This is a genomic window from Arthrobacter sp. 05T423 (genome assembly GCF_056396245.1).
Map to the genome: position 1 here is coordinate 177,293 of NZ_JBFTLC010000001.1, position 25,673 is coordinate 202,965.

The 25,673-nt window shown below is 67.0% G+C and carries 26 protein-coding genes; 12 read left to right on the plus strand and 14 right to left on the minus strand.

Going from position 1 to position 25,673, the window contains the following annotated elements; genetic code table 11:
- Positions 1-48 precede the first annotated feature (48 nt).
- Both AC1DFE_RS00890 and AC1DFE_RS00895 read left to right on the plus strand, forming a co-directional pair.
- Positions 49-723, plus strand: a complete 675-nt coding sequence (locus AC1DFE_RS00890; protein ID WP_476904045.1) for a TetR/AcrR family transcriptional regulator — start codon at positions 49-51, stop codon at positions 721-723.
- A gap of 89 nt (positions 724-812) precedes the next feature.
- Positions 813-1,424, plus strand: coding sequence for a hypothetical protein (locus AC1DFE_RS00895; protein ID WP_476904046.1), 612 nt, complete (start codon positions 813-815; stop codon positions 1,422-1,424).
- 10 nt (positions 1,425-1,434) lie between these two features.
- Here the strand turns inward: AC1DFE_RS00895 and AC1DFE_RS00900 are convergent, their stop codons facing one another.
- Positions 1,435-2,286, minus strand: a complete 852-nt coding sequence (locus AC1DFE_RS00900; protein WP_476904047.1) for a hypothetical protein — start codon at positions 2,284-2,286, stop codon at positions 1,435-1,437.
- Positions 2,287-2,364: 78 nt separating this feature from the next.
- Positions 2,365-3,393 (minus strand): 2,3,4,5-tetrahydropyridine-2,6-dicarboxylate N-succinyltransferase, encoded by a 1,029-nt coding sequence (gene dapD, locus AC1DFE_RS00905; protein WP_476904048.1) that lies wholly within the window; start codon positions 3,391-3,393, stop codon positions 2,365-2,367.
- A gap of 138 nt (positions 3,394-3,531) precedes the next feature.
- Between dapD and dapE the strand changes: the two genes are divergently transcribed.
- The gene (gene dapE / locus AC1DFE_RS00910; protein WP_476904049.1) at positions 3,532-4,656 is read left to right on the plus strand and encodes a succinyl-diaminopimelate desuccinylase; all 1,125 of its coding nucleotides are present in this window, start codon (positions 3,532-3,534) and stop codon (positions 4,654-4,656) included.
- 102 nt (positions 4,657-4,758) lie between these two features.
- On the opposite strand, the gene AC1DFE_RS00915 is transcribed toward dapE, so the two are convergent.
- From AC1DFE_RS00915 to AC1DFE_RS00930, 4 genes are all read right to left on the minus strand, one after another.
- Positions 4,759-5,598: an amino acid ABC transporter permease gene (locus tag AC1DFE_RS00915; protein WP_476904050.1), complete on the minus strand. Its 840-nt coding sequence runs from the start codon at positions 5,596-5,598 to the stop codon at positions 4,759-4,761.
- Entirely contained in the window at positions 5,595-6,245 is a 651-nt protein-coding gene (locus tag AC1DFE_RS00920; protein WP_476904051.1) for an amino acid ABC transporter permease, read from the minus strand. Before AC1DFE_RS00920 ends, AC1DFE_RS00915 begins: the two co-directional genes overlap by 4 nt.
- 101 nt (positions 6,246-6,346) lie before the next feature.
- On the minus strand, positions 6,347-7,234 hold the full coding sequence (locus tag AC1DFE_RS00925; protein WP_476904052.1) for a glutamate ABC transporter substrate-binding protein: 888 nt from the start codon (positions 7,232-7,234) through the stop codon (positions 6,347-6,349).
- Positions 7,235-7,314: 80 nt separating this feature from the next.
- Positions 7,315-8,070 carry an amino acid ABC transporter ATP-binding protein gene (locus tag AC1DFE_RS00930; protein WP_476904053.1) on the minus strand — a complete coding sequence of 252 codons (756 nt, stop codon included), beginning with the start codon at positions 8,068-8,070 and terminating at the stop codon, positions 7,315-7,317.
- A gap of 106 nt (positions 8,071-8,176) precedes the next feature.
- Here AC1DFE_RS00930 and AC1DFE_RS00935 point away from each other — a divergent pair, with 106 nt between their 5' ends.
- The 4 genes from AC1DFE_RS00935 to AC1DFE_RS00950 all read left to right on the plus strand — a co-directional run bounded on the left by AC1DFE_RS00935 (position 8,177) and on the right by AC1DFE_RS00950 (position 11,129).
- Positions 8,177-8,962, plus strand: coding sequence for an LOG family protein (locus tag AC1DFE_RS00935; RefSeq protein WP_476904054.1), 786 nt, complete (start codon positions 8,177-8,179; stop codon positions 8,960-8,962).
- Between the two features lie 66 nt (positions 8,963-9,028).
- Positions 9,029-9,415 (plus strand): DivIVA domain-containing protein, encoded by a 387-nt coding sequence (locus AC1DFE_RS00940; protein ID WP_476904055.1) that lies wholly within the window; start codon positions 9,029-9,031, stop codon positions 9,413-9,415.
- A 59-nt stretch (positions 9,416-9,474) separates the two neighbouring features.
- On the plus strand, positions 9,475-10,716 hold the full coding sequence (locus AC1DFE_RS00945; protein ID WP_476904367.1) for a hypothetical protein: 1,242 nt from the start codon (positions 9,475-9,477) through the stop codon (positions 10,714-10,716).
- Between the two features lie 245 nt (positions 10,717-10,961).
- Positions 10,962-11,129 (plus strand): DUF3117 domain-containing protein, encoded by a 168-nt coding sequence (locus AC1DFE_RS00950; RefSeq protein ID WP_003805139.1) that lies wholly within the window; start codon positions 10,962-10,964, stop codon positions 11,127-11,129.
- 90 nt (positions 11,130-11,219) lie between these two features.
- On the opposite strand, the gene AC1DFE_RS00955 is transcribed toward AC1DFE_RS00950, so the two are convergent.
- Positions 11,220-11,852: an O-methyltransferase gene (locus AC1DFE_RS00955; protein WP_102973821.1), complete on the minus strand. Its 633-nt coding sequence runs from the start codon at positions 11,850-11,852 to the stop codon at positions 11,220-11,222.
- A gap of 307 nt (positions 11,853-12,159) precedes the next feature.
- Between AC1DFE_RS00955 and sigE the strand changes: the two genes are divergently transcribed.
- The 3 genes from sigE (at position 12,160) to AC1DFE_RS00970 (ending at position 14,219) form a co-directional block, all read left to right on the plus strand.
- Positions 12,160-12,777 carry an RNA polymerase sigma factor SigE gene (sigE, locus tag AC1DFE_RS00960; protein ID WP_476904056.1) on the plus strand — a complete coding sequence of 206 codons (618 nt, stop codon included), beginning with the start codon at positions 12,160-12,162 and terminating at the stop codon, positions 12,775-12,777.
- Positions 12,778-12,785: 8 nt separating this feature from the next.
- Positions 12,786-13,730 carry an anti-sigma factor gene (locus tag AC1DFE_RS00965; protein ID WP_476904057.1) on the plus strand — a complete coding sequence of 315 codons (945 nt, stop codon included), beginning with the start codon at positions 12,786-12,788 and terminating at the stop codon, positions 13,728-13,730.
- A 90-nt stretch (positions 13,731-13,820) separates the two neighbouring features.
- Positions 13,821-14,219 (plus strand): twin-arginine translocase TatA/TatE family subunit, encoded by a 399-nt coding sequence (locus AC1DFE_RS00970; protein ID WP_476904058.1) that lies wholly within the window; start codon positions 13,821-13,823, stop codon positions 14,217-14,219.
- A gap of 91 nt (positions 14,220-14,310) precedes the next feature.
- Here AC1DFE_RS00970 and AC1DFE_RS00975 read toward each other — a convergent pair whose 3' ends face one another.
- From AC1DFE_RS00975 to AC1DFE_RS00985, 3 genes are read right to left on the minus strand one after another with little or no spacing between them, the layout of a single operon-like run.
- Complete coding sequence (locus AC1DFE_RS00975; protein WP_476904059.1) at positions 14,311-15,438, minus strand: Mrp/NBP35 family ATP-binding protein; 1,128 nt, start codon at positions 15,436-15,438, stop codon at positions 14,311-14,313.
- A gap of 10 nt (positions 15,439-15,448) precedes the next feature.
- Positions 15,449-16,168: a DUF1003 domain-containing protein gene (locus AC1DFE_RS00980; RefSeq protein WP_476904060.1), complete on the minus strand. Its 720-nt coding sequence runs from the start codon at positions 16,166-16,168 to the stop codon at positions 15,449-15,451.
- Positions 16,152-17,435 (minus strand): magnesium transporter MgtE N-terminal domain-containing protein, encoded by a 1,284-nt coding sequence (locus AC1DFE_RS00985; RefSeq protein WP_003805129.1) that lies wholly within the window; start codon positions 17,433-17,435, stop codon positions 16,152-16,154. The genes AC1DFE_RS00980 and AC1DFE_RS00985 overlap by 17 nt, the downstream gene beginning before the upstream one ends.
- A 77-nt stretch (positions 17,436-17,512) precedes the next feature.
- On the opposite strand from AC1DFE_RS00985, the gene AC1DFE_RS00990 reads away from it, so the two are divergent.
- Entirely contained in the window at positions 17,513-18,541 is a 1,029-nt protein-coding gene (locus AC1DFE_RS00990; RefSeq protein ID WP_476904061.1) for a YflT domain-containing protein, read from the plus strand.
- Between the two features lie 70 nt (positions 18,542-18,611).
- On the opposite strand, the gene AC1DFE_RS00995 is transcribed toward AC1DFE_RS00990, so the two are convergent.
- Entirely contained in the window at positions 18,612-20,201 is a 1,590-nt protein-coding gene (locus AC1DFE_RS00995; RefSeq protein WP_476904062.1) for an aminopeptidase P family protein, read from the minus strand.
- A gap of 139 nt (positions 20,202-20,340) precedes the next feature.
- Here AC1DFE_RS00995 and AC1DFE_RS01000 point away from each other — a divergent pair, with 139 nt between their 5' ends.
- Positions 20,341-21,186, plus strand: a complete 846-nt coding sequence (locus AC1DFE_RS01000; protein WP_476904063.1) for a PHP domain-containing protein — start codon at positions 20,341-20,343, stop codon at positions 21,184-21,186.
- Positions 21,187-21,211: 25 nt separating this feature from the next.
- On the opposite strand, the gene AC1DFE_RS01005 is transcribed toward AC1DFE_RS01000, so the two are convergent.
- The 3 genes from AC1DFE_RS01005 to AC1DFE_RS01015 all read right to left on the minus strand — a co-directional run bounded on the left by AC1DFE_RS01005 (position 21,212) and on the right by AC1DFE_RS01015 (position 25,640).
- Entirely contained in the window at positions 21,212-22,084 is an 873-nt protein-coding gene (locus AC1DFE_RS01005) for a DNA-methyltransferase (protein WP_476904064.1), read from the minus strand.
- Between the two features lie 5 nt (positions 22,085-22,089).
- A complete protein-coding gene (locus tag AC1DFE_RS01010) occupies positions 22,090-23,778 on the minus strand; it encodes a DEAD/DEAH box helicase (protein WP_476904065.1) in 1,689 nt (562 codons plus the stop codon).
- A gap of 335 nt (positions 23,779-24,113) precedes the next feature.
- Positions 24,114-25,640 (minus strand): RNB domain-containing ribonuclease, encoded by a 1,527-nt coding sequence (locus AC1DFE_RS01015; RefSeq protein WP_476904066.1) that lies wholly within the window; start codon positions 25,638-25,640, stop codon positions 24,114-24,116.
- Positions 25,641-25,673 lie beyond the last annotated feature (33 nt).

Consider the following 25,673-nt stretch of genomic DNA (forward strand, 5'->3'; position numbering starts at 1 on the left):
ACCGCCGCGCCGCCGCGGTTTCGGAGCACACCCGTGCTAAAAACAAGAGTGCCGAAAATCGTGGACGCCGGGCAGCGCCGGCAGGAAATCGTTGGCGCCGTGTGCAGAATCATTGCCACGGACGGCCTGGAGCGAGCGTCCCTCCGTGAAGTGGCGGATGAGGCAGGCCTCGCCGTGGGCTCCGTGCGGCACTACTTCGCCGGCAGCGAGGACCTGCTGGCCTACTCCTTTGCCGCCGTCTCGGACCGCGTGCTGGCCCGCCTGGAAGCCGCACTGTCCGCGCTTGAGCTGGCAACCGATGAAGCCCAGGAAAGCCGCGCGGTATTAACACTGCTGGGCGAATTCCTGCCGCTGGACGAAGAGCGCGCCCTGGACGCATGTGCCTGGCTGGCGTTCAAGAACGCGGCGCGGATCCGGCCCTTCCTGTCCGCAGAGGCGGACAGGAGCCACCGGGCAGTGGCCGCCGTCGTCGGCCAGGTCATTACCCGGCTCCTCCGCGGGGACGACGTCGCGGACCGGGACCACGCCGTGGGCCGGGACCGCGCCGTGGGGAACGATGCCGGATCCCAGCTCGTGACTGCGGCCGAACACCTGCTGGCGACCCTCGACGGGCTGGCCATGCACGCCCTGCTGCAGCCTGGCTGGATGTCGCCGGAAATGTGCCGCGACGTGCTCCAATCCCACGTCGAGGGCCTCCGCAGGAGGGTCGGCGCCAGCCATTAACCTCCCCGGGCTGGGGGAATAGACTGAAAGCCGGAGAGCGGGTGGCCGGCACAACGGGGTGGAAATCGAGATGCCAAGGAGGCATGCGCATGCAGCACACAGGCGGTCCAGGATGGCGAATCACTATGGACACGTCGGGGCCCATGCTCATTGCCCTCTACATACGTGATGTTGCAGGGCTCGACGGCGCGGGCTTTCCGGCGCTGTCGCATGCCGCACCGAAGGTCCGCCAGGTGGACCATGCCCACCTCACCGCCGAAGTGGGTGGCATCGGCGCCCTGAAAACGGAGTGGGAAGCCTGGTGGGAACAGCTGCTGAAGGCCCACCCGCAGATGTCACCGGAGCTGTCGCCCCCGGGGTTCCGGTCCTTCGCTAACTCGCCCGCGCTGCGCAAAGTCCTGCAGGCGCACTTCGGGGCAGCCTTGACCTGGGCAAGGGAGCGGCGGGCGGAGTACGCCGAGCTGGAGGCCGAACGCGTGGCCGGAGGCTCCGCGCACCTGCTTGAAGACATCGTGGAAGACCGGCTCCTGGAGGTGGGCCGGGACTCGCGGGACTTTGCACTGACGATCATCGAGCTGCCGCTGGATGAGCAGCGGGCGTGGTACCTGGAGCCGGACAAGATCATCATGAGCCACGAGCTGCTGTCCCAGCCCGAGATGTTCCGCAGCTACGTCCAGCCGGTAGTGGAGATCCTCGTGTAGGACGCCGGGTTCAGGACCCGGCCTTGGCCAGGGTGATGACCACCCGGCCGCCGGAGCCCGGCGCGTTCTGCCACCCGTTGCGGTCTTTCCTGTCCCACCGCTTTCCGTCCACGTCCACGCGTTCCACCGAAAACTGCTTGGCGTTCGCCACCGCCCAGTGCGCCACGGACCAGGCATAGCTGTCGCTGACCTCGACCTCCAGCGTTTGGCCGGAAGCCGCCGTGGGCATGCTTCCGTAGGCGGCATCCAGTTCCTTGAGCAGGGCCGCAGGGTCGCCGGCGGTGTCCGGCGCGCGGAGGGTGCAGTCCAGGGCGGCCGGGGTCTCGCCGGTCAGGGCCGAGGCGAAGGACCGCCCCATCGCCTCGTGCTCAGCGTAGGCCGCCGGGTAGGCGGAACGCTGGACCCGCTGGGCGGCGTCGGTGATGTCCAGCGTGGCATAGCCGGGCACCTTCACCAGTGCATCGTAGAACGCGTTCGTGGCGTAGATAGGGTCCATGATTTGTTCCTGCGTGCCCCAGCCCTGGGACGGGCGCTGCTGGAAAAGCCCCCGGGAATCCGGACCGGCAAGATCGCCGTGGCCAATGTTCCGGAGCTTGGACTCCTGCATGGCGGTGGCCAGGGCAATGCTGGCTGCCCGCGGCGGCAGCCCGCGGCGCACCGAGACGGCCGTGATCAGCGCCGCGTTCGCAGCCTGGTCGGTGGCCAGGTCCGCCCGTTGTGAGCCGACGGTGGCGGTGCATTGCTCCGTAATCAGCTGTTCGGAGCGCTGCAGCAAAGTGGCCGCGGTGTAGATGCCGCCCGCGACCAGGACGAGGGAGAGGCCGGCGATGGCAGCCCCGCGCAGCCTGCGTCTGCGTGTCACGTGGTTACTCCAGCAATCCGCCGGCACGCCCGGATAAGTGGCGTGCCGGCTATGTCCTCACGGTCAGTTGCGGCGCGGTCAGTTGGCGTGCAGGGCGTCGTTCAGTTCCACGGTCTGGCCCTTGCGGGGGAGGACCTCAACTTCACCGGTGGTGGAGTTCCGGCGGAACAGCAGGTTAGGCACGCCGGACAGTTCCACGGCCTTGACGATCTTGCTGGTGTCCTCGCCGTCGGCGTCCTTGGGTCCGGCAAGCCGGACGCGGGTGCCTGCCGTGACGTACAGCCCGGCCTCCACCACGGAATCGTCCCCGATGCTGATGCCCACGCCGGAGTTGGCGCCGAGCAGGACGCGCTGGCCCAGGGAGACCTTCTCCTTGCCGCCGCCGGAGAGGGTGCCCATGATCGAGGCGCCGCCGCCGACGTCGGTGCCGTCTCCGGCCACCACACCGGCGGAGATGCGGCCCTCAACCATGGAAGTCCCCAGCGTGCCGGCGTTGAAGTTCACGAAGCCCTCGTGCATGACCGTGGTGCCTTCGGCGAGGTGGGCACCCAGGCGCACGCGGTCGGCGTCGCCAATGCGGACGCCCGCGGGGACGACGTAGTCCACCATGCGCGGGAACTTGTCCACGCCGTAGACGGTGACCGCACCACGCTTGCGCAGCTTGGCGCGGGTCAGTTCGAACCCGTCCACGGCACAGGGGCCGAAGTTGGTCCAGACGACGTTCGGGAGCTTGCCGAAAATGCCGTCCAGGTTGATGCTGTTGGGCTGGACCAGACGGTGCGAGAGGAGGTGCAGGCGCAGATAGGCGTCGGCGGTGTCCGCCGGGGCTTCGTCCAGGTTGATCTGGACAAACACCACCTTCTGCTCGGTGCCGCGGTCGGCGTCCGTGCCGGCCGCCGCGATGTCCGTCAGGGTTTCATCGGCGTTTTCCACGGCACGGAGGCTTTCGGCGGCCGCCCCGAGGGCGGGGGCGGGGAACCAGGTATCCAGGACCGTGGCTTCGCCGTTCCGCGTGGCGATGGTGGCTACACCGAATCCATAGGCCGAACGGGATTCGTCGGGCAGTGTCTGGGCAGCGGGCACGGCGGAAGAAGCGGTTTCAGTCATGGGCCAAGTCTATCGAGACGAGGTGCACGCACCGAAACCGGCGGCGTGCCAGCTGAGTCGCATTTGAGGGGGTTTCCGGCGCCGGGAACGGCCTGAGCTGCCACCGGGTTGGGATGCGCGGGTGCGGGATACAGTGGGATGGTGATTGCCGAAACAGCCCCCGTAACCCTTGACCTGCGCCAGGACGTGGCACTGCTGACCTCTGCACTGATCGACATCGACAGTGTCTCCGGCAACGAGCGCCAGCTTGCCGACGCCGTGGAGGCGGCCCTCCGCCAGCTGCCCGGCCTGGAGCTGGTGCGTGACGGCGACTCCATCATCGCCCGGACCAACCTCGGCCGGAGCGAGCGGGTCATTCTGGCCGGCCACCTGGACACCGTGCCGCTGCCGGTCACGGACGGCTCACTCGGGACGGTCCCGTCCACCTGGCCGTCGGGGGTCCCGGGCGACGGCGTCCTGTACGGCCGCGGGGCCACGGACATGAAGGGCGGCGTTGCGGTCCAGCTCGCTCTGGCGGCGTCCATGTTCGACGGCGGCGCGGAACCGAGCAAGGACGTCACCTTCGTGTTTTACGACCATGAGGAGGTGGAGGCCGTCAAGAGCGGGCTGGGCCGGCTGGTGCGGAACCACGGCGGGCTCCTCGGCGGCGACTTTGCCATCCTCCTCGAGCCGACCGACGGCCTTGTGGAAGGTGGGTGCAACGGCACCATGCGATTCCACGCCACCACCTCCGGCGAGGCGGCCCACTCCGCACGGGCCTGGATGGGCCGCAACGCCATCCACGCAGCAGCCCCGATCCTGGAACGGCTCGCGGCCTACAGCCCGCAGACCGTGACCGTGGACGGCCTGGACTACCGCGAGAGCCTGAATGCGGTGAAGATCCACGGTGGCACCGCCGGCAACGTCATCCCGGACCGCTGCGTCGTGGAGATCAACTACCGCTTTGCCCCGGACAAGACCCCCGACCAGGCAGAAGGGCACGTGCGTGAATTGCTGGCAGGGTTCGACCTGGTCCGCACGGACAGCGCCGCCGGCGCGCGGCCCGGGCTGAACCACCCTGCCGCCGCGTCCTTTGTGGCCGCCGTGGGCGGCGAGCCCAAGCCCAAATACGGCTGGACCGACGTCGCCCGTTTCAGCGAACTGGGCATTCCGGCCGTGAACTTCGGGCCCGGGGATGCGCTACTGGCGCACAAGGACAACGAACACGTGGAAGCTGAAGCCATCCGGACCTGCCTGCAGGCCCTGCAGACGTGGCTGTCCTGATCCCGTTGTTCTGATCCCGCTGTCCTGGGCACTGGCAGCGCAAAAACGCAGAAAGGGTCCGCAGCCTGTTGGCTGCGGACCCTTTCTTGTACTTCTGGTTGGCTACTTAACCAAAGTGGAAACACCGGCGGTGGGGGCCTTCGCCACGCCGCCGGCGGCCTTCTTGGACCCGTGCCGCTCGATCCAGATGGCCAGCCGGGACACCGCGAGGTTGATGGCGATGTAGATGGCCGCGGCCACGAAGAACACCGGGAACAGGAACTGCGGGCCCAGGAAGTCCGCCATCACCTGCACCGCGCGCAGCAACTCGCCGTAGGCCACGATGTACCCCAGCGACGTGTCCTTCAGCAGGACCACCAGCTGCGCCACGAGGGACGGCAGCATGCGGCGGACCGCCTGCGGAAGTTCGATGCTCAGCCGGGACTGATAACTGGTCAGGCCGATCGCCAAACCCGCTTCGCGCTGGCCGCGGGGGAGGGACTGGATGCCAGCCCGGATGATCTCCGCGAAGATGGCGGCGTTGTACAGGACCAGGCCGGCCACCACGGCGACGAACGAGCTGGTGGCGAAGACCAGCAGCACGAACAGCATCATCAGCACCACGGGCATGCCGCGCAGGAACTCAAGCACGATCCTGGTGGGAACCCGGATCCCCGCGACGTCTGAAATGCGCATCAGGCACAGCAGCAGTCCCAGCGGAAACGCGATGACCGCCGAGATCGCGGCTGCGCTCAAGGTGGCGCCGATGCCGTTGCCGATCAGCGTCCAGACGTCCGCCTGGCCGAAGATCGCCCAGCGCTGCGCCTGGAAGATGCCCTGCTGGGCCAGGGTCATCAGGGCCCAGGCCAGCAGGCCGGCGATCAGCACGACGCCGATCAAGGAGCCGATCAGCGAGATGCGGCGGGCCTTGGGGCCGGGTACGTCGTAGAGGACCGAGCTCATCGGGCGATCGCCACCTTTCGTTCGACCTGGTGGGCGAGGTAGCCCAGCGGCACGGTGATCAGGAGATAGAAGAAGGCAACGCCCACGAGGACCCACATGACGGCGTCGCCGTGGTCGTTGGCGAGCTGCTTGCCGTAGCCGAAGAGCTCCAGCACGTAGAAGGCGCCGGCCACGGAGGAGTTCTTGACGAGGGCGATGAGGATGTTGATCAGGGGCGGAATCACGGTGCGCAGGGCCTGCGGCAGGATGATCAGCGACAGGACCTGGCTGAACTTCATGCCGATGCTGCGGGCTGCCTCGGCCTGGCCGACGGGAACGCTGTTAACGCCCGAGCGGACCGCCTCAGCAATAAACGCGGCGGTGTAGGCGCTCAGGGCGATGATCGCCGCGACTTCGAACTGCTGGAACGTCACGCCCAGCCGGGGCAGGACCACCGCTGCGAAAAAGAACGCGATGGTCAGCGGGGTGTTACGCACCACCTCCACGTAGGCCATGCTGAAGCCGCGGAGCGCAGCAACGGGAGAGACCCGGGCGGCGGCCAGGAGGGTGCCCACGATCAAGGCGATGATGCCGGAAACGGCGGCCAGGAACAGGGTTCTGAGAAAGCCGTCCCAGTATTGGGGAAGGCTTTCAATGATGACGTCCATAGGATCCTTTTAGCTGCGTTCAGGGGAATGTGCGGAAAATGGAAGCGGCGGTTACCGGCAGGCCATGGAATGCACAGCCCCCGATAACCGCCACGATCGTCCTAGTAGCGGTCGATGGCCGGAAGTTCCGGTGCCGTCTTGATGACCGCGCCTGCGGTGTCCTCCCAGGCCTTCTTGTAGGAGCCGTCCTTGGCGAAGGCCTCCAGCTGGTCATTGATCCAGTTGCGGAACTCGGTGTCGCCCTTCTTCAGGCCAATGCCGTAGGGCTCCTTGGTGAAGGTCTCCTCGGATGCCAGCTTGAACGCGTCCGGTTCCTTGTTGACGAAGCCTGCCAGGATGACGTTGTCCGTGGTCACGGCGTCGACCTGCTTGTTGCGCAGCGGTTCCAGGCACGCGGAGTAGGTGGCCGCCGGAACCAGGACCGCACCGTACTTCTCCACGATGGTCGATGCCGGGGTGGAGCCCGTCACGGAGCAGACCTTCTTGCCCTTGACGTCTTCAGGCTTGGTGATGGTGGTGTTGTCCTTGTTGACCATCAGGGCCTGGCCGGCCTCGTAGTAGGGGCCCGCGAAGTCGACCTCGGTCTTGCGCTTGTCGTTGATCGTGTAGGTAGCCACGATAATGTCCACCTTGCCCTGCTTGATGAACTGTTCGCGGTTGGCGGAGACGGTCTCAACCCAGTCGATCTTGTCGGCGGGGATGCCCAGTTTGGCGGCGAGCAGCTTGCCGATTTCGACGTCGAAACCGACAGGCTTGCCGTCCAGGCCCTTCTGGCCGAAGAGCGGCTGGTCGAACTTGGTGCCGATGGTCACCTTGCCGGCCGAGGCGAGCTTTTCCATGGTGGTACCTGCAGCGAAGCTGGGCTTCTCGACCGGAGTGGGGTTGGAACCGGTCCCGGTGCCGCCGCCGCCGCAAGCGCTCAGTGTAAGAGCGATGGCCGCGGATGCTGCTGCCAGAAGGGATTTCCTTCGGGTCAAAAATGCCTTCATGACATTCCTTTCATTGGGCGGCCGCCCGTGACGGCCTGGGTGCGAACTCGGTGATGGAAACCGGCGGGGTCTGCCGGCTGTCAGTGCGTGAGCAGCTTGGACAGGAAGTCCTTGGCGCGACTGCTCTGGGGATTGGTGAAGAATTCCTCGGGCGTGGCGTCCTCCACGATTTGTCCGTCCGCCATGAACACCACACGGTCTGCGGCTTTGCGGGCGAAGCCCATCTCGTGGGTGACCACGATCATGGTCATGCCCTCCTTGGCCAACTGGATCATGACATCCAGGACCTCGTTGATCATCTCCGGATCGAGCGCGGACGTGGGCTCGTCGAACAGCATGACCTTGGGCTTCATGGCGAGCGCACGGGCGATGGCCACACGCTGCTGCTGGCCGCCGGAGAGCTGCGCCGGCAACTTGGGCGCCTGGTGGCCCACACCCACGCGCTCGAGCAGGGCCATGGCCTCCTTGTCCGCCTCAGCCTTGGAGATGCCCTTGACCTTGATGGGGCCAAGCGTCACGTTCTCCAGGATGGTTTTGTGTGCGAACAGGTTGAAGGACTGGAACACCATGCCGACGTCGGCGCGGAGCCGGGCGAGCTCCTTGCCTTCCTCAGGCAGCCGCTTGCCGTCGATGGCGATATCGCCGCCGTCGATGGTTTCAAGCCGGTTGATGGCGCGGCACAGGGTGGACTTGCCGGAGCCTGAGGGGCCGATGACCACAACCACCTCGCCCTTGCGGACCTGGAGATTGATGTCCTTCAGAACGTGCAGCTGACCGTAATGCTTGTTAACGGCATTCAGGGAGACGAGTGCGTCGCCTGGCAGTTGAGTAGTCATAAGAACGAATCTAGCGAACATTGCCCGGTTATGACCGCAATCACTCCAACTTCCCGTTGATCGTAATTCAAGAGATACCTGCAGGTCAGCAGGTTAGCCTTGGGGGATGAGCATCAACGCAGATCCCTCAAAATCAGTACAGCCCCGCCGGAAAGGGCCTCTCGAGCTGCGCCGCAAGCAGGCTGCGGTGGAGATGTCGGACCAGCGACTGCTCGACACCAAGGGTCCCGGCCACTTCATCCACACGGACCCCTGGCGGGTCATGCGGATCCAGAGCGAGTTCGTGGAAGGTTTCGGCGCGCTCTCTGACCTGGGCCAGGCGGTCAGCGTCTTCGGCTCGGCCCGCACCAAGCCCGGCAGCGTCTTCTACGACATGGGCGTCGAAGTGGGCCGCCAACTGGCAGAAGCCGGCGTTGCCGTCATCACCGGCGGCGGACCCGGCTCGATGGAGGCCGCCAACAGGGGAGCCGTGGAAGGCAACGGTGTTTCCGTCGGCCTCGGCATCGAGCTCCCGTTCGAGCAGGGCCTGAACCAGTGGGTGGACCTCGGCATCAACTTCCGCTACTTCTTCGCGCGGAAGACCATGTTCGTGAAGTACGCCCAGGGCTTCATCGTCCTTCCCGGCGGCCTCGGCACCCTTGACGAGCTCTTCGAGGCCATGGTCCTCGTACAGACGCAGAAGGTGACCTCGTTCCCGATCGTCCTGCTGGGGGCGTCGTTCTGGGGGCCGATGATCGATTGGATCAAGGGGACCCTGGTGGCAGAAGGAATGGTCTCGGAGAAGGACCTAGACCTCATCCAGGTGGTGGACAGCCCGGAGGAGGCCGTGAACCTTGTCCTCCACGGCCACGTCCGGACCCCGTCCACCAACGGCGACCAGCGGCCCGAGTAGAGCGGCACGGGCAGCAGGGGATCAGGAGCGGCGGCGCGCGGGGCTGCGTCTGGCACGATTGGTGATGTGAGTTTCTTCCTCGTTTTCCTCGCCATCGTCCTGATTGGAGCCACCGCCCTCATCGGGACCGACCTCGGGGCGGGCATGCTGCCGAGGAAACGCGGCGGCGTGCCCCTCGCAAGAGACGGCTTCAACGACGGCTTCGATGAACCCGTGGCCTCCCTGCCGCCGGTGCTGCTTCCCGACCACGCAACACCGGCCGACGTCGACCATGTGCGGTTTGCGCTGGGGCTGCGAGGCTACCGGATGGACCAGGTGGACCAGGTGCTGGACGACCTGCGCGACCAGTTGGCGGCCAGGAACGCTGAGATAGAACGCCTGCGGGATCAGCTGAGCGCCCTTGCCGGACAATTGACTGCCGCCGAACAGCCCGTTGCCGAGGACCGGACGTGAGCTCACCGGTGCCGCCGCCCGCAACCGCCGAATCCCCGTCGTCAAAACACGGGACCCGGCTGGACGCTGCGTTCCGGTCCGCGGCGGCCCGGCTCGGCAGCCGCCTCGTCCGCTGGCCGTGGTGGGCCCAGGTGGCCGGGGTCTACGTGACGGCCCGGCTGGTCAGCGCCTGCGTCTTCATGTCCGCAGCCCTGCATCAGGGATTCAACCCCTGGTTCCCGGCCAAGCCGGACTACTGGAACTTCATCAACATCTGGGACGCGCGCTGGTACGAGTCCGTCATGACCGGCGGTTACCCGTCGGAACTGCCGGTGGATGCTGCCGGGAACGTCCAGGAGAACACCTGGGCCTTCTATCCGCTGTTTCCAACGCTCGGCCGGATGCTGTCCTCTGCCACCGGTATCACCCCCGCCGCCGCCCTCACCCTGATCGCGATGCTCGCCGGCCTGGCGGCCTCGCTGGTGGTCTACCTGCTGTTCCGCACCAGGGCATCCCACTGGCCGGCCCTTTGGGGCGTCGCGTTCTTCTCCGCTTTTCCCGTCTCGCCTGTCCTCCAGGTGCCCTACGCGGAATCGCTGAACCTCCTGCTGTTGGCTGCTGCGCTGCTGCTGGTGGTCCGGCGGCACTACCTGTGGGCCGTTCCCGTGGTTCTGGCCATGTGCCTTTCCCGGCCCACGGGTGTTCCGTTTGCGGCGACCCTCGGGATCCTGTTCCTGTACCGCGCGGGGGAGGCCTGGTTCGAGGCACGGAACCACGGACTGGCGGCCCGGGGGCGCCCGATCCACAGCCGGAACGAGCTGTGGTCCCTCGGTGGGCTCACGGCCGTCAGTGGTGCAGGCGCCCTCGCCTGGCCGGCCATCGCGTGGGCGGCCACCGGCGACATCGCCGCGTACACCAAGACCGAGACGGTATGGCGCGGGGACGACCTGGTGCCATTCAAGCCCTGGTTCGACGCCGGCGTCCTGCTGTTCGGGCCCGTGCTGGGTCTCGTCGCGCCGTTCGTCTTCGTGGCGCTGTTCGCGCTGTTTATGGCCTCCCCGCCGGTTCGCCGGCTGGGGATGGAACTCCGGCTCTGGTGCCTGTGCTACATGGGGTACCTCGCGGTGTTCCTGCACCCGCAGACCAGCACCTTCCGCATGCTGCTGCCCCTGTTTCCACTGGCCCTGGCTGCCGCGCTCGTTTCCCGGTCGAGGGCCTACCGCGGCGCCGTCATCACGATGTTCATCCTGCTGCAGATCGTGTGGGTCGTGTGGCTGTGGGCATGGGCCGAGCTGCCGGGCGGAGGGGATTATCCGCCGTAACGAGCCCCGGGTTTCCCCAGATCAGCCTGCAGAATGGCGCACAAATGCCCACGTGGCCGAATTGTCCATCGATTAGCTACAGACGGGTAATTACAGGATAATAGGTACTAAGCAGGGACAAAAAGTATTCGGCTTGTTCAGCCATGGCGGCTGCCGAAAGGACCGCCACAGCGGCTTATTTTGACCACGCGGACTCAGCCCGGCCGGGCTGCTCGGTCCTGGGACTACTGGAGGGGATATTCCTCATGGCGGCTATGAAACCACGCACCGGCGACGGCCCTATGGAAGTAACCAAGGAGGGCCGCAGCCTGATCATGCGTGTGCCGCTCGAAGGCGGGGGCCGGCTCGTGGTTGAACTCAATGCCACAGAGGCGGCCAACCTCAAAGACTGCCTCGTCGGCGTCACCGAATAATTTGCAGGCAGGGCCCGCAGCCGGAAGGCTGCGGGCCCTGCCTCTTCTGCGCCCTTTTTGGCGCTGCCCTTTTCCTGGCTTTTGTCCGGCCTATTTCTTTACCGCTACCAGCAGCCCGTCGCCGGTGGGGAGCATGGCGGAAGCCAGCCGGTCGTCGTCGCGCACGGCCCTGCCCACCTGGCGCAGCACAACGGTAGTTGCATCCCGGGCGGCCGGGTTAGAGACCCTGTCCTTGTCCAGGGCGTCATTGACGATCAGCAGGCCGCCGGTCTTGAGCAGACGCACGGCCTGCTCTACGTAGCGGGGAAAATTGGGTTTGTCCCCGTCGATGAAGACGAGGTCATAGGCGGCGTCGGTGAGCCTCGGCAGGACATCACCGGCGCGGCCGGAAATGGTGCGGGTGCGGTTGGCCGGGCTGCCGGACTCCTGGAACGCCTCCCGGGCCGCCTTCAGGTGCTCGACGTCAACGTCGATGGTGGTGAGCACGGCCTGCGGGCCGAGGCCGCGGAGCAGGCACACACCCGAGACTCCCGCGCCGGTACCGATCTCGACGGCGGTCTGGGCTTTGGATGCCGCCGCCAGCACTGTGAGCACCGCGCCAACGCCACGGCCGATAGGCGTCACGCCCAGCTCGAACGAACGCTCACGGGCGCGCAGCAGGACCTCATCCTCGGCAGGCAGATCTTCTGCATAGGACCAGCTCGTGGACTTATCGGCGCTCATGGATTTCGCTTTCTGGGCGGCAGGGGGCATGTTCTTACAGCGTACTTGGTTGGACGGCGCCCGAGCGGCAAGTGACAGCGGGGGCGCCTGTGATGGCGGATACTGTCGAACTGCCGGTGGCTAAGAAAGAAACTGCCGTAACGCAGGCCGGCCCGGAGTTGCGCTTTCAGCAAAGAGGGGCTCCGCCATCAGGAAATTCCCAGCGAACTTTGACATGATAATAGTCCGCTCATCCAAGTGGTGATCGGCGCCGAACCAATGATGTAAAGCACGTCAGGCGTTATTACATCCACGAGGGGAGTGGACGATGTCAGCATCCGTTGCGGCACCTGTCCCTGCAAAAGAAGAGCAAGCTGCCGAGTGGGCCATGCCCACATGGGAGGAAGTGGTCACCAACCATTCCGCCAAGGTGTACAGGCTCGCCTACCGGCTCACCGGTAACAAGTACGACGCCGAGGACCTCACCCAGGAGGTGTTTGTCCGCGTCTTCCGTTCCCTCGAGAACTTCAAACCGGGAACCCTGGACGGCTGGCTGCACCGCATCACCACCAACCTGTTCCTGGACCAGGCGCGCCGAAAGAGCCGCATCCGCTTTGACGCGCTGGCCGAGGATGCCGAATCACGGCTGCCCGGCCACGAGCCTGGCCCCGAGCAAAGCTTCGAACTCAACAACCTGGACCTCGATGTCCAGGCCGCCCTGGAGGAACTGCCGCCGGACTTCCGCGCCGCTGTGGTCCTGTGCGACCTTGAGGGGCTGTCCTATGACGAAGTCGCCGAGGCCCTGGGTGTGAAGCTGGGCACGGTGCGTTCACGCATCCACCGCGGCCGGACCATGCTGCGCGAAAAGCTCGCCCACCGGGACCCGCGCCCGCTTCAGGCGCGCAAGCCGCGCCTGAAGATGCCCCGCATTGCCGGCGCTCTCTGATCGGCGACATGCGTCAGCTACATCGCTTGCTGGAGGGGCTCAGGAAGAGGACAGCGTTCCTGCCGGCTGCCGGCGGACGGCACCCGCAGACGGCGGACCACATCCGCGCGTGCCCCGAATGTGCCAGCGCGCTGCACCGGCAGCGCCAGTACATTGAGCGCCTCCGCGCTGCCGCAGTCCCCGCCGCCAGCGACGAGCTGACGGCCCGGCTCCTGCTCCGCACCCAGCAGTTGGCGATGGCTCCCGCCCCCGTTTACCGGCCCAGCCGGGTAATGCTGGCCGGACTGGCCGGCGGAGTGGCCGTGGTGGCGGCCGGAGCCGTCGCCGCCGGAGCCTACACGGTTGCGGGCGAACCCAGGCAGTACGCCGCCGCGGGCACTGCTTCCCTTTACGGCCAGTCCGGGCATTCCGCCGGAACAGACAGCCGCCTCGCCGCGCTGCGGTCCTCCGGCTGGACCTGTCCCGAACTGCGCGCCATGGGCTTCCACCTCGTTTCCGCCAGTACGACGGTGCTTGCCGGCCGGCCCACCGTTGAACTTCGCCTTACCGACGGGCAGCACACGGCGCGGATCCTGGAACAGCACCAGGGTTCACCGGCCGCGCCATGGCCGGTCAACCCGCTCACCGGCCACCCGGCCGGCAGCGACGGTTTCGTGTCCGCTGCGGTCCCGGGCGCGACGCCGAACGGCCGGGTCTGGGTTAAGGCGGGGCCGCCGTGGAGCGCGATCTACCAGACGCCGCAGAGCACCTTCACCTACGTGTCGGACCTGCCCGCCAGCTCTGCCGACGACGCCGTAGCGATGCTTGCGGATGCCGGAAGMGCGCCGGCCCCGGGTCTTGCCGCCGGGACGGCCCAGGGAGCCGGCCCAGCAGCACAGGGATCGGCACAGGAAAATGTCATCGAACGCGTCGAACGCGGACTCCGGAAAATAGCCCGCGAGTGGGGGCATTGAGACGCTTCCCGGACCCTGCACCCAGCCGCCAGCGGGCGCTGGCGGGGTCGAAATCGTCAGTGCCTCCCCGGAGAGGGTAATCTTCCTAAAGTGTTTGGAATCAACGGCCCGGAGTTTCTGCTTCTGCTGCTCATCGGCATTCTGGTGATCGGCCCCCAGAGGCTGCCCGAATACACCCAGAAACTCTCAAACCTGGTCCGTGAAGTGCGCCGGATGGCCTCTGGTGCGCGGGAACAGATCAAGGAAGAAGTCGGCATCGACATCGATGACGTCGACTGGAAGAAATACGATCCCCGCCAGTACGATCCGCGGCGCATCATCAAAGAAGCGCTCCTCGACGACGACACCAAGCCGGTCAGTGCCGGTGGCCCGGTGGCGGTAGCCGCGGCCGCATCAGCCGCCGCTTCCCCCGCCGAGGAGCGGCCGGCCCGCATCATCGAAAGCCTGGGCGTGGGCGAGCGGGCGCCCTTCGATTCCGAAGCCACCTAGCCCGCACCTAGCCCGGGTTTCCCACTGGCTCAGTCCGGCGGGTTTCGTACAGGTTCAACCACCGGCGGGCTTAACCACAGGCCCTGGACAATCAGCGGGGCTGGACGTCCAGCCTCATCCCGGCCAGTCCCCGCGGCTTGGCCGCAAGTTTCCCGGCGATGCCGGACAGCGCCGCCGCGGCCGGCGTGTCAGGGCCGCCCAGGACGATGGGCTTGCCTGAGTCGCCGCCTTCGCGCAGGAGAATGTCCAGCGGAATCTGGCCCAGCAGCGGCACGTCCGTGCCCGTCGAAGCGCTGAGCCGTTCGGCGAGCACCTCCCCGCCGCCGCTGCCGAACAGGTCCATCCGCCCGCCGTCGGGCATTTCCAGGAACGACATGTTCTCGATGACCCCGGCCACCGTCTGACCGGTCTGGGTGGCGATGGCGCCGGCACGCTCTGCGACGTCGGCCGCGGCCGCCTGGGGAGTGGTGACCACCAGGATCTCGGCCTTGGGAAGGAGCTGCGCCACCGAGATGGCGATGTCTCCGGTGCCGGGCGGCAGGTCCAGGAACAGCGCATCAAGGTCGCCGAAGTAGACGTCGGTGAGGAACTGCTCGAGCGCCCGGTGCAGCATGGGCCCGCGCCAGGCCACGGGCTGGTTGCCGGTGACGAACATGCCGATGGAAATGACCTTCACGCCGTAGGCCACGGGCGGAAGGATCATGTCGTCCACGCGGGTGGGGGCCTGGGTCATCCCCATCAGCGCCGGCACGGAAAAGCCGTACACGTCCGCGTCCACGATGCCCACCCGCAGCCCCTGGGCCGCGAGGGAACAGGCGAGGTTGACGGTCACCGAGGACTTCCCCACCCCGCCCTTGCCGCTCGCCACCGCATACACCTTCGTGAGGGACCCCGGCTGGTTGAAGGGGATGCCGCGCTGGCCGCCGGGGCCGCGCAGTTGCTCCTTCAGTGCGTCGCGCTGCGCCTGGGTCATGACCTTCAGATCCACCTCGACGGCGCTAACCCCCGGAACGCCCAGCAGGGCGGCCTCGGAGTCCCTGGTGATGGTCTCGCGCAGGGGGCAGCCGGCAATGGTGAGCAGCACCGCCAGGCGGACGGTCCCGTCGCCGGAGATTTCCACGGAGTCTACCATGCCCAGTTCGGTGATGGGGCGCCGGAGTTCCGGGTCGATGACGGTTGTCAGGGCAGCGTTGACTGCCTGAAGGAGGGTGCTGCTCATGCTGTGGTGCTCAGCTTTCGGGAGAGGTGGGTCGGTGGGCTGCCCGGCCCTGCCGCGTTTTTTCAGACTTGACCTTGGGGATCTGCTGGGTGCGGGGATTGCGCTGCTTCTCCCGCTTCTCCTTCAGCTTTTCCCGGACCAGTTCGTGCGGCGATTCGTGGCTTCCGGGCCCGGAAGGCTCGTGCGTGCGGAGCTCCTCCTGGGCCTCCAGCAAGTCCTCCAGCAGGCTGCGCAGTTCCGCCCGGACGTAGTCGCGGGTGGCCACTTCACGGAGTGCGATCCGCAGCGAGGCCAGTTCCCGGGTGAGGTATTCGGTGTCCGACAGGTTGCGCTCCGCGCGCTGGCGGTCCTGCTGAAGGGACACGCGATCGCGGTCGTCCTGGCGGTTCTGCGCGAGCAGCAGCAGCGGGGCCGCGTAGGAGGCCTGCAGGGACAGCATCAGTGTCAGGAGGGTGAACCCGAGCTCAACCTTGTCGAACTGCCAGGCCGCGGGCGCGAAGGTATTCCAAGCCAGCCAGAACACACAGAACACGGTCATGTAGAGCAGGAACTGCGGCGTGCCCATGAAGCGGGCGAAGCCTTCCGTGGCGTGGCCGAACGCGTCGGGGTTCGGCGAAAACTTGGGGAGCATCCGCTGGCGGCCGCTCAGCGGCGTGTCCAGGCTTCCTTGTGCGGGCTGCTTTCCGCCAGGGCGGGTTGCCTTTGCCGTGTTCTCAGCCAATGCGGCCACCAAGCTTCCTGACCGGGGCCTCGCCGTCGTTTGCCCGCCAGTCATCCGGCAGCAGATGGTCCAGGACGTCGTCCACGGTCACGGCTCCCACCAGCCGGCCGGCCTGGTTGACCACCGGCAGCGAGTTCAGGTTGTACGTGGCGAGCGTTCGCGCCACTTCGCTGATATGGGCCAGGTCAGAGAGCGGCTCCAGGTTCTTGTCCACGAGGTTGCCCAACGACTCGAACGGCGGGAAGCGCAGCAGCTGCTGGATATGCACCACGCCGAGGAACCGGCCGGTGGGGGTTTCCAGCGGGGGACGGGCGATGAAGATGGACGAGGCCAGGGCAGGGGAGAGTTCCTCGCGACGGACGTGGGCGAGGGCCTCTGCCACCGTGGCTTCGGGCGGCAGGATCACGGGCACGGGGGTCATGAGGCCGCCGGCGGTGTCCTCGTCGTATTCGAGGAGGCGGCGGACGTCCTCGGCGCCTTCGGGCTCCATCAGCTGGAGGAGCTCCTCCGCCTGGGCGGACGGGAGTTCGCCGAGGAGGTCGGCGGCGTCGTCGGGGTCCATCTCCTCCAGGACATCGGCGGCGCGTTGGACGTCGAGGGCGGAGAGGATTTCCACCTGGTCGTCCTCGGGAAGCTCCTGCAGGACGTCAGCGAGCCGTTCGTCCTGCAGCTCGCTGGCCACCTCGAAGCGCCGCTTGTCGCTCATTTCCTGCAGTGCCTCGGCGAAGTCCGCGGGCTTGAGGTCCTCGTGGTTGGCCACGAACTGGGTGGCGGCCTGCGGTTCTGTCTTGGCCCCCTGGTGTGCGTCGGCCCAGTCGATGATCATGGTCTCGTTGCGGCGCAGCCTGCTCAGGGGAGCCAGGGAATGTCCGCGCCGGACGAACAGCTTGCTCACGAACCAGTCGCCCGAGCGGTGCTGGTCCATGGCAATGTCCTCGATGGTGGCGTCGCCGCTGCCATCGGTGAGGGTGACCCGGCGGTCGAACATTTCGGCCACCACCAGGGTTTCGGCGCCGCGCTGTTCGAAGCGCCGGAGGTTGACCAGCCCGGTGCAGATAACCTGCGTCTGGTCGATGGAGGTGATGCGGGTCATGGGGACGAAGACGCGCTTCTTGCCGGGGACTTCGACGACGATGCCCACCACGTGCGGGGCTCCCCGGGTTCCGCGGGAGAGCACGACGACGTCACGCAACCGCCCCAGACGGTCGCCCAGGGGGTCGAAGACGTCCAGTCCCAGGAGGCGCGCAACAAAGACGCGGGTAGGATTCGTGCTCACCTCTACAGGCTACCGAGTCTGCTCTCTTTTAGCTGAATTTTCAGCTTTCACCCATGCTTATGGGCAAGAATGGAGACATGTCAAACATTTTTGGTGCTCCCAGGGCCGGCGGCCCCAACGGCTCGGACGAATCGAAGACGGTCCCCACCGGGGATACCGTCGGTTCGTACACGTCCTACCTGGACGCCCAGAAGGCCGTTGACTACCTCGCCGACCAGCAGTTCCCGGTGCACCTGGTGTCCATCGTGGGTAACGACCTCAAGATGGTGGAGCGGGTGACGGGGCGCCTCAGCTACCCGCGGGTGGCGCTCTCCGGTGCCCTGAGCGGCATGTGGTTCGGCCTGTTCGTCGGCGTCATGCTGTCCTTCTTCACTCCTGCCGGGGGGACGTTCTCCATCATCAGTTCTGTGCTGATGGGCGCGGCCTTCTTCATGCTCTTTGGCATCGTCACCTACGCCATGCAGCGAGGCAAGCGCGACTTCACGTCCACCAGCCAGGTGGTCGCCACCAACTACGACGTCATCGTGGCCTTCGAAGCGGCCCACGAGGCGCGCCGGCTGCTCCAGCAGCTCCCGATGACGCCGTCGGACGCCTCTGCGGGTGCGCGCCAGGCGTCGCCCACCCAGCACGAGTATCAGCAGCAGCACGACTACCAGAACCAGCCTTACCAGCAGCCGGGCCGGCACCAAGGCCCGGACCAGGCCCAGGGGCAGGCGCCGCAGCGGCCAGCAGGGTGGAACGACCCGTACGGCCAGCGCAGCCAGGACGCCGGCGCCCAGCACGGTGCCGGCCAGCACGCCCAGGCCGGCCAGCCACAGGACCCCAACCAGCAGTACGGTGCTAACCAGCAGTACGGTGCTAACCACGAATACGGTGCTAACCAGGAACACGGCGCAAACCAGCAGTACGGAGCAAACCAGCAGTACGGCGCCAATCAGCAGCAGGGCGCCGCTCAGCAGGACCAGGGCGCAGAGGGCGGACCCGCGACCGGCCAGCGCCCGCCGTCGTCCGTCCGCTACCCGGACCTGCCGGACGGCCGCCCGCAGTACGGCGTGCGGGTGGAGCCGGGCCAGGCCGACCAGGGCCGGGACGGGCAGCAGCAGTAGCGCACACGCCACAAGGGACGGCCACCGGATGATCCGGTGGCCGTCCCTTTTATGCGGTGCTTCCGGACGATTATCCCTGGGCGTCCGTCTCCTGGTAGATGCCGGCCATCCAGGCCTCGACGTCGTCCGCGGTGCGGGGGAGCGCCGCGCTGAGGTTCACCGGCCCCTCGGCAGTCATCAGGATGTCGTCCTCAATACGCACGCCAATGCCGCGGTACTCCTCGGGGATGGCGAGGTCTTCCTGCTTGAAGTACAGGCCCGGTTCGATGGTGAAGACCATGCCCTCCCGCAGCACGCCGTCGAGGTAGAGTTCCCGTTTGGCCTGGGCGCAGTCGTGGACGTCGAGTCCGAGGTGGTGGCTGGTGCCGTGCGGCATCCAGCGCCGGTGCTGCTGGCCGTCCTCGCCCATGGCCTCTTCGACGGAGACCGGAAGCAGGCCCCATTCGGAAAGGCGCTCCGCGAGGACCGTGGTTGCGGCCGTGTGGATGTCGCGGAACTTCACGCCGATCTGGGCTGCAGCGAAGCCGGCGTCGGCCGCGTCCAGGACTGCTTCATAGATCTTGCGCTGCACGTCCGAGAACTTGCCGTTGGCCGGAAGAGTGCGGGTGATGTCCGCCGTGTAGAGCGAATCGGCCTCCACGCCGGCGTCCAGCAGGAGAAGCTCCCCGGCGTTGACCTTGCCGGTGTTGCGCGTCCAGTGGAGCACGGTGGCGTTGTTTCCGGACGCAGCGATGGTGTCGTAACCAAGCTCGTTGCCTTCCTCCCGGGCGCGGGCGAAGAAGGCGCCTTCCACCACTCGTTCGCCGCGGTAGTGCGTCAGCGCGCGGGGCAAGGCCTTGACCACTTCGGTGAAGCCTTCCACAGTGGCGGCCACCGCGAGCTGCATCTGCTCGATTTCCCACTCGTCCTTGGTCAGGCGCAGCTCGGAAAGTGCCTCGGAGAGCTTCTCGTCGAGGGCGTCCAGCACGCCCAGGTCCAGGTTGTCCGGGTCCTTGGCCGTGTTGTAGCGCGCCGTGTCCACGAGGGCGTCGATGTTGTCGTCCACCTTGCGCACCAGGCGGATGGAAATGCCGCCGATTTCGGGGGCGCCGACGTTTTTGGTGACGGCCACCTCGAGTTCCTCGATGTGGGCGGTCGGAATCCCGAGCCGCGCCTCAAACTCGGCCAGCGTGGGGCGTGCCCCGATCCAGAACTCGCCCGACCGCGCGTCGGCGTAGAACTGTTCGGTGTCCCGGCCGGCCAGCGGCCGGAAGTAGAGCGTGGCGCGGTGGCTGCCGCCGTCGTCGCCCTTTCCCTCCCCCACGGGTTCGAAGATGAGCACGGCGTCGGGCTCATGGTCCAGGCCGAGGCCGGTGAGGTGGGCGAAGCCGGAGTGCGGCCGGAAACGGTAGTCGCAGTCGTTGGAGCGGACCTTCAGGGGGCCGGCGGGAACCACGAGGCGTTCGCCCTTGAACTGGTCGGAGATGGCCCGGCGCCTTCGCGCGGCGTGGCCGGCCACGGCGTCCCGTTCAGGGGTCACCTGCGGCGCGGGTGCCCAGTTGCTGGCCATGAAGGCCTTGAAAGCCGCGGAACTGGGCCGCTGGGAGCGGTTGTTGACGCGCTCTTCCAAGGGCTGGGAAGCTGTGTTTTCACCGTTGTGGGTGTTGTCTGCATCGTTCACCGTCCAATAGTCTCACCAGTGCCATGGACTCACCAGCCGGGCCGCCCCACCAGCCTGGCGGCGTGGGCCAGCATCGGCGCGGGAGGGAGAATCGCGCTCATCCCGGCCACATCGGCGCGCCATCTACTAGGCTGGGCTGGTGAGGATAGATCTGCACGCCCACTCGAATATTTCCGACGGCACGGAAACACCGGCGGAGGTCATGGCGGCCGCGGCGGCGGCAGGCCTGAACGTCATCGCCCTGACGGACCACGACTCTACGGACGGCTGGGAGGAAGCGTCGCGGGCGGCGATTGACAATGGGGTGGCACTGGTGCCCGGCATGGAGATTTCGTGCCGGACGGAGCACGGGATCAGCGTCCACCTCCTGAGCTACCTGCACGACCCCACGCACGCGGGCCTGCTCGAGGAAATCACGAAGGCCAAGGAGGCTCGCCTCACCCGCGCCGAACGCATGGTCACGCTGCTGGCGGAGGACTACCCCCTGACCTGGGACGACGTGATCCACCACGTGGCGCCGGGGGCCACACTGGGACGGCCGCACATCGCTGACGCCCTGGTGGCGGCTGGAGTGGTGGCGGACCGTTCCGAGGCCTTCACCTCGATTCTCACGTCCCATTCGCGCTACTTTGTACAGCACTACGCGCCTGATCCGGCCCTCGCCGTCGAACTGGTCCGGGCCGCTGGCGGGGTTCCCGTTTTTGCCCATCCGGTGGCCTCGGCGCGCGGGCGCGTGGTGGGTGAAAACACGTACCACGACATGATCGACGCCGGCCTGGCCGGCTTGGAGGTCAACCACCGGGACAACCCGGAGGAGGGCCGGGAGTTCCTGCGGAGACTGGCTGCCCGGCACGGGCTCCTGGTGACGGGGTCCTCGGACTATCACGGCCTGGGCAAGCCGAACCGGCTGGGCGAGAACCTGACCGCGCCAGACGTGTTCGAGCAGATCGAGGGGCTGGGCACGGGAACCGCCGTCGTGCGCTAAATCCCGTATTGGTTGGGGTGCATCCCTACTTGGGCGGGTAGGAGGCAATCTGGGCGTGCGCACCGAGCCGCTTGGCCATGACGTCGATGGCAGGCTGGTTCTGGTCCACGCAGACGAACCTGCGCCCCAGCTTGGCAGCCACCGCGCCGAGGGTGCCGGAGCCGGCGAAGAAATCGAGGCACCAGTCACCAGGGCGGCTCGACGCCGCCACAACCCTCCGCACCAGGCCCTCGGGTTTCTGGGTGGGGTAGCCGGTCTTTTCCTTGCCCGTGGGGGAGACGATGGTGTGCCACCAGACGTCCGTGGGCAGCTTGCCCAGCTCACGCTTCGCCGGGGTAACGAGCCCCGGGGCCATATAGGGCTCCCGGTCCACCTCGGCGCTGTCGAAGTGGTACTTGGCCGGGTTCTTGACGTACACGAGGATGTTGTCGTGCTTGGTGGGCCAGCGGTATTTGGCGCGGGCCCCGTAGTCGTAGGCCCAGATGATCTCGTTGAGGAAGCATTCACGGCCGAAGATGGCGTCCAGCATGACCTTGGCGTAGTGCACCTCGCGGTAGTCGAGGTGCAGGTACAGGGTGCCGTCGTCGGCCAGGAGCCGCCAGGCTTCCACGAGGCGTGGCTCAAGGAAGGACCAGTAGTCGCTGAAGGCGTCGTCGTAGCGGTGCAGGGCGCCCTTGATCGTGTCGTAGGAGCGGCCCTTGAAGCCCACCCGGTCGCCGTCGCCGCCGGCGTTCAGCACCATCTTGGTTTCCTGGCGCTGCTGGGCCCGGCCGGTGTTGAAGGGCGGGTCCACGTAAATGAGTGTGAAGGCGCCGTCCGGCAGCGTGGGGAGGAAGTCCGCGTTATCCGCGTGCACCACCAGGTTGCTGCCGTCCGACGCCCAGACAGTTTCAGTCATTGAGGCTATGGGGCCTCGGTGCCGCCCGGCTGCGAGCCGGTTGCCGCGGATTCGCTGCCGGAGACCACTTCCCCGTTGCGGCGGCGCGTGCGGGTGCGGTTGCGGCGCTGGCGCGCCGGCTGCTCACCGTCAGCGCCTGCAGCAGAGGAAGCGGCGGGGCCGGTTCCGGCGTCCGCACCGGATTCCGGAGAACGACGGCGGCGCTCGCCCGAACGCTTGCCCGCGTCACTGCCGTGGCGGCTGCCTTCCCTGCTGCCGCCTTCCCTGCTGCCGGAGCGGCCGGAATCGCGGCCGCCGGAGCGGCTGTTCTTCTTGCCGGTCTCGCCCAGGTCCTCCAGGACCTCGGCGTCGACGCCGGCGAGGGTGCGCTTGCTGCGCGGCAGCCTGCCCTTGGTGCCTTCCGGGATGTCCAGGTCCTGGTACAGGTGGGCCGAGGAGGAGTAGGTCTCGACGGGCTCGGGAACGCTCAGCCCCAGCGCCTTGTTGATGAGGCCCCAGCGCGGCATGTCGTCCCAGTCCACGAACGTGACCGCGGTGCCCTTGTTGCCGGCACGGCCGGTGCGGCCCACGCGGTGCAGGTAGATCTTCTCGTCCTCCACGCACTGATAGTTGATGACGTGCGTGACGTCATCGACGTCGATGCCCCGGGCTGCGACGTCGGTGGCCACCAGGACATCCACCTTGTTGTTGCGGAAGGCCCGGAGCGCCTGCTCGCGGGCACCCTGGCCGAGGTCGCCGTGGATGGCGGCAGCGGCGAACCCGCGGTCCACGAGTTCCTCGGCCACCTTCGCGGCTGTGCGCTTGGTCTTGGTGAAGATGATGGTGCGGCCGCGTCCGCGGGCCTGCAGGATACGGGAGACTACCTCAATCTTGTCCATGCTGTGTGCACGGTAGATGAGTTGACGGATGTCGCGCTTGGTCAGGCCCTCGTCATCCGGGTCGGCGGCGCGGATGTGGGTGGGCTGGGTCATGTACCGGCGGGCCATCGCGATGACCGGGCCGGGCATGGTGGCTGAGAACAGGAGCGTCTGGCGAACGGGCGGAGTGCCGGCGATCAGCGTCTCGACGTCGGGCAGGAAGCCGAGGTCCAGCATCTCGTCAGCTTCGTCCAGCACCACGATCTTGACGTTCTTCAGGACCAGGTGCTTCTGCTTGTAGAGGTCGATCAGGCGGCCGGGCGTGCCGACCACAACTTCGACGCCTTTCTGCAAGGCATCGATCTGGGGCTCGTAGGCGCGGCCGCCGTAGATCGTAGCGATCCGGGCGTTGCGCTTGCGGGACGCGGTCTGCAGGTCGTTGGCAACCTGCACGGCGAGCTCACGCGTGGGAACGATCACCATGGCCTGCGGTGCGCCGGGTGCCGGCAGCTTGTCGAAACCGGCGTCGTCGCGGCCCACCACGCGCTGCAGCGCAGGAATGCCGAAGCCGAGGGTCTTGCCCGTGCCGGTCTTGGCCTGGCCGATGATGTCGTGGCCGGACAGCGCGACGGGCAGCGTCATGGCCTGGATCGGGAAGGGGTGCGTGATGCCGGCGTCGGCCAGGGACTCAACGATGTCGGCGCGGACGTCGAAGTCGGCAAACGACTTTTCGGCTATTTCGTGCGGCTTCTCATCCGAGATGATGGTCTCTTCCGGCTCGATGGTCTCGGTGCCGGTATCGTCGGAAAGAAGCTGGTGGGTATGCAATTCACTCACAGGGGAGTTTCCTTATTCATTTAGGCATTGGCGCCGCCTGCTCAACGGGGCGGGCGCAGGGGCCGTTCCGGAGCACGCTCAGGCGCGCAAGCAATTCCAGTGGAAGCCGATCGCGGGCTATCTAATTGCCGGCACTGGGGACCGGCGGGTGTGACTCAAGATCGCGTAGGGGCGGGCTTGTTGAATTCAAATCGAGGAAATCAACGACCGGGCATCCATTACTAACCACCCAGTCTACTGGCAAACCCGTGTTTTCCTTGACTCACGCCGCCGCGGGGCCGGTTGCGGCGCCGCCCCCGCGGTTTACGGAATCACCCGTCACCTGGAACCGGGCATCAGCTGACGAGCTCGAGGCGGATCTCCCGGGTGCTGATGTCCGAGGAGATGAGGCGGACCCGGACCCTGGTGCCGGGCTCCATTTCCCCCTCGCACCTGGCGGTCACCGCGGGTTCGGCGATCTGGACCACTCCGGACGGGCCGGAGCCGTTGGTTCCCTTGCCGTTCAGGCCCTTTCCGTTCCCGTTGCCGTTGCCGTTCCCACCGCCGTTGCCGTTCCCGTTCCCGTTTTTCGCGGGCTTTGACCCGGAGATCACCACGGCGTCGAACTCCTGCCCGATGTGGTTGATCAGCAGCGCTGCTTCCACGGTGTCCAGGGCCAGCCGTTCCATCCTCGCCGCCAGCTGGTCCGAGTACGCCATGATCTCCGGCAGCGACGGGAGCGCCTTCCGGGCCCAGGCCGGCACCGGCCGGTCGTTGCTCAATGCCTCACAGATGACCAGGACGAACCGGTCCACGAGGCGGCGCAGCGGGGCGGTGGTGTGGGCGTACGCCGTGCCGATGGCCGACTGGACGGCGTCTTGGGGGACCGTTCCGTCGAAGTGTGTGTACCCGGCCCCGCGGAAGAGCATTCCGGCCGAATGGAGGATGGCCAGCTGCCGGTGGTCGGTGGGATCGAGGGTGCGCAAGTACTCGCCGTAGCTTTCCTGCCCGTCCCACGCTTTGCCCAGGGCGGCGGTCTGCCGCTTGAAGTGGCTGAGCGAACGTTCGTCGGGGGCAGGCATGGTGCGCAGAATCCCCACTTTGCCGTTGAGCATCAGCGAGGCGGCGGCCATCCCGGTCATCAGCGAAATCTGCGCATTCCAGTCCTCCACCGGAAGCTGCGGCACCGCCACAATCCGGTAGCCGCCGTCCGGAAGCTGCACGATCTCCTGCTCCGGCATGTTCAGGCTGGCCCCGCCGCGGGCCCGCTCCAGGTCCACGCGCTTGCGGCCCACCTCGCGCAGGAGCTGCAGCAGGGGAGATGCTGTCCCGGCGTCGAGGTCCGCCTGGACCCCCTTGTAGTTGAGCTTCGCGCGGCTGCGCACCGCCGCCCGGCGCACCAGCACTGACACCACCTCGGCGGCGGCGTCCAGCTCGAAGTCCCACACGAACGCCGAGCACAGCTGCCCGGCCAGCAGGCTGCCGGCATTCTCGCTGATGACCTCCGGGTGCAGCGGAATCCGGCCGTCCGGGGCGTAGAAGGTCTGCCCCCGGCGGCGGGTCTCGGCGTCGAGCGCGCCGCCAGGCTTCACGAACGACGGAACGTCGGCAATGGCGTAGAGGATCCGGTAACCCTCGCCGCGGCGCTCGATGAAGAGGGCCTGGTCAAGGTCGGTGGACGACGGCGGGTCGATGGTCAGGAAGTCCACTCCGGTCAGGTCCAGGTCCGGAAACTGCCGGTCCGCCACGGCGGCTTCGGCTTCCTTGAGCACATCCTCGGGGAATTCCCCCGGAAGCTCCAACTCCGTGCGCAGCGCGCTCAAAGCGTCCGCGAGCGCGTTGGTCTGCTCGTGGACGCTTGGCGAGAGCCGATGATGTGACACGAAAATCAGGTTAGCCCGAATTGCGCCGTTAGT